Origin of the sequence: Trebonia sp. (assembly GCF_049794275.1) — a bacterium.
In the GTDB taxonomy this organism is placed as follows: Bacteria; Actinomycetota; Actinomycetes; order Streptosporangiales; family Streptosporangiaceae; genus Trebonia.
The window spans coordinates 1-3,100 of the sequence record NZ_JBARCR010001004.1 but is presented as its reverse complement, the minus strand read 5'-3'; the positions used below and the strand labels follow the sequence as shown (position 1 = coordinate 3,100).

The following is a 3,100-nucleotide window of genomic DNA, read 5'->3' as shown; positions in this document are numbered from 1 at the left end:
CAGTAAAACACAGCCGTCACGGATTAAGCCGTTGCCCCCTACGTACGGTGAGCGCTCCGGCCGAACCGCCCGTCACGGGTAGGTCCGACGACACAAAGAGCAGTAGCGCCGTGCGGACCGGTGGCTTGCGGCCCGGCGCCACCGGGTCCAGACGCTGGCAGAATGCGGCGGCCGTTCCGCTAATTTCTGATTCAGCGACATCTGGCCTGAACGCCCGCACAGCCGCCCCGTCCGGTAGCGGAAAGACCCTGCAGGAGCCGCTAGCGGCCATCTGCGCACAAACCTAACGGCGGCCACGTCCCCAACGTCATGGGCACGTGGCCGACGGAGCCATGACACAGCCGCCGCGCGGTCATTTTTGGCGCGGACCGGTCTAGTCACTGTGATGCTGTGGACGCAGGCTGGGTACATGGACAAGCTGCGTACCTCGCCTGCCGACGCAATCAGCGACTTGCCCGACGGAGCGTCGATCGCCATCTCCGGCTTTGGCCCGAGTGCCGGCGCACCTTTCAGCCTGCTCGCCGCGCTGGCCGAGCGCGGCACGAGGGACCTCTGTCTTGTCGGCAATACGATTCCGCCCGGCGCCCAGACTTTGGTTGAGGCCGGACGCGTCCGGCACCTGATTGTCTCGTTTACGGCGAGAGCGGGCGGTTCGTCCCCGGCGGAGGAACTGATCCGGAAAGGCGAGGTGACCTTCGAACTGGTCCCGCAGGGCACGCTGGTGGAGCGCCTGCGGGCCGCTGGCGCTGGCCTCGCGGCTCTCTACACCCCGACGGGCCTGGACACCCCGATCGCCGACGGCAAGGAGGTGCGGTACTTCGACGGCAAGCCCTACCTGCTGGAGACGGCACTGCCCGTCGACTACGCGTTCATCGCGGGGCACCGGGCCGACCGCCTCGGCAATGTGGAGTTCCGCGGCGCCAACCAGCATTTCGGGCCCAGCTTCGCCAAGGCGGCGCAGGTGGCCATCGTGGAGGTCGACGAGGTCGTTGAACCGGGCGAGATCCCCGCGGAGCGGATCGGGCTGCCAGGCATCTTCGTCTCGCGTGTCGTCCGCAAGACCGTGGTCAGCGCGCTGCCCAAACACGGTCCTGCGCGCCGCGACCACGACGTTCCCCGCACCTACAACGGCAAGCCCGGCTGGACGCGCCGGCAGATGGCGGAACTGGCCGCGTCGCTGCTGCCCGAAGGCTCGTACGTCAATCTCGGCCTCGGCATACCGAGCTACCTGTCCTCGTACGCAGGCGACCGGCACCTCATCCTGCACGGCGAGAACGGGATCCTCGGCTACGGCGAGATCGTTCCCGACGAGCGGAGGTACCCGGACGTCTTCAATGCGAGCGGATACCCCGTCACCCCAAGCCCGGGTATTTCCTACTTCGACAGCGTGACCGCCTTCGAGATGGTGCGGGGCGGCCGGGTAGACGTCGTCGTCCTGGGTGCCTACCAGGTAGACGCCGAGGGCAGTTTCGCCAACTGGCAGACCGACGGCATGGTCGGCGGCGGCATCGGCGGCGCTATGGACCTGGTCGCGTCCGGCCGCACCGTCATGGTGATGATGGAGCACCGCGACAGCCGGGACCGGCCGAAGGTCGTGCAGCGCTGCAGCTATGCGCTCACCGGGAAGGCCTGCGTCGACATCCTGGTGACCGATCTGGCGCAGTTCCGCCGCAAGGACGGGGGGCTGACAGTTGAGCAGGTCGCCCCTGGGTTCACGAAACAGGAAGTGCTGGCGCTGACCGGCATCGACGCCGCGACGGGCATGCCGACAACGGCAGAAAACCCCTAGGGCCGACTGGCGACTTCAGCCCGCGCCCGCTGCTGGATCGGAACTGCTACCACCCGCTGGCTGGCTGGCTGGCTGGCTGGCTGGCGGGGTTGGGCGCGGACTGTGGATCAGGGCCGGCTCTGAGATCGTGGGCGGGGGCGGCGCGCGAGAGAATCGTGGGGTGACCGAACCTGACGCCTCCGTCTCGCAGTTTTCGCCGCGCACAGTGTGGGCGCTGCGGCTGGAGACGCCGCTTCGGCGGTTCCTGCGCACTGAGACGGGCAGCGCGGCGGTCCTGCTGGCGGCCACGCTGGCCGCGCTGGCCTGGGCCAACATTGACCCGTCGGGGTATGCGGCGACGTGGCGCACCGTGCTGGTGATCCGGTCCGGCACACGGGGCCTGGCAGATAGCTGGCAGGGCTGGGTGAACTCTGGGCTGATGGCGTTCTTCTTCCTGGTGGCCGGCCTGGAGGCGCGCCGCGAGTTCGACCTGGGTGAGCTGCGGGAGCGGAGGCGACTGGCGCTGCCGCTGGTGGTCGCCCTGGGCGGGATGGTCGTGCCGATCGCGATCTACCTGGCCATCAACGCCGGGCGCTCCTCAGCGTCCGGCTGGGGCACGGCCATGTCCACCGACACCGCGTTCGCGCTTGGCGCGCTGGCCCTGGTTGGTCCGGGCGTCCCGGACCGGGTGCGCACCTACCTGCTCACGTTCGCGCTCGCCGATGACGTGGCGGGGATCGTGGTCATCGCGCTGGCCTACAGCGGCCACATCGACCTGACCGCGCTGGCTGCGGGCGCTGTCATCCTCGGCGTGGTGATGGTGGCGCGCTGGCGGGGTGTCCGCAATGGCGCGGCCTACCTGCTGCTGGGGGTGGCGGCCTGGGTCGCGTTCTTCGAGTCCGGCGTCGATCCGGTGGTGGTCGGCCTGGCGATGGGCCTGCTCGCGGTGGCCTACCCCGCCGCGCGCAGCGACCTGGAGCAGGCCTCGGAATCGTTCCGGCTGTTCCGTGAGCAGCCGATCCCGGAGCTGGCCCGTGACGCGCGGGAGAGCGTGCGGCTGGCGATCTCGCCGAACGACCGGCTGCAGCAGCTGTTCCATCCTTGGACGAGCTACCTGATCGTGCCGTTGTTCGCCTTGGCGAACGCGGGGATCACGGTCAGCGGGAGCTTCCTGGCCCACGCCTACACCTCGCCGGTCACGCTCGGGATCCTGGTCGGCTACGTGGCGGGGAAACCGGCCGGCACCGTCGGCGCGGCCTGGCTGCTGGCCCGGGTCAGCCGCGGTGCGATCCGCCCGCCGGTCGGCTGGGCGGCGGTGACCGGTGCCGGGGC

General features: G+C 69.7%; 2 protein-coding genes. Both read left to right on the top strand.

Translation table 11 applies throughout. The features are described 5' to 3' along the window. Nucleotides 1-409 precede the first annotated feature (409 nt). A complete protein-coding gene (locus WA805_RS25365; RefSeq protein ID WP_425243594.1) occupies nt 410-1,789 on the top strand; it encodes a 3-oxoacid CoA-transferase in 1,380 nt (459 codons plus the stop codon). Nucleotides 1,790-1,949: 160 nt separating this feature from the next. Then, on the top strand, nt 1,950-3,100 hold a 1,151-nt coding region (locus WA805_RS25360), incomplete at its 3' end, for a Na+/H+ antiporter NhaA (RefSeq protein ID WP_425243593.1).

What these genes read in the sequence shown, in the direction of transcription:
- WA805_RS25365 (WP_425243594.1), top strand. Translation starts at nt 410, where the DNA reads ATGGACAAGCTGCGTACCTCGCCTGCCGACGCAATCAGCGACTTGCCC.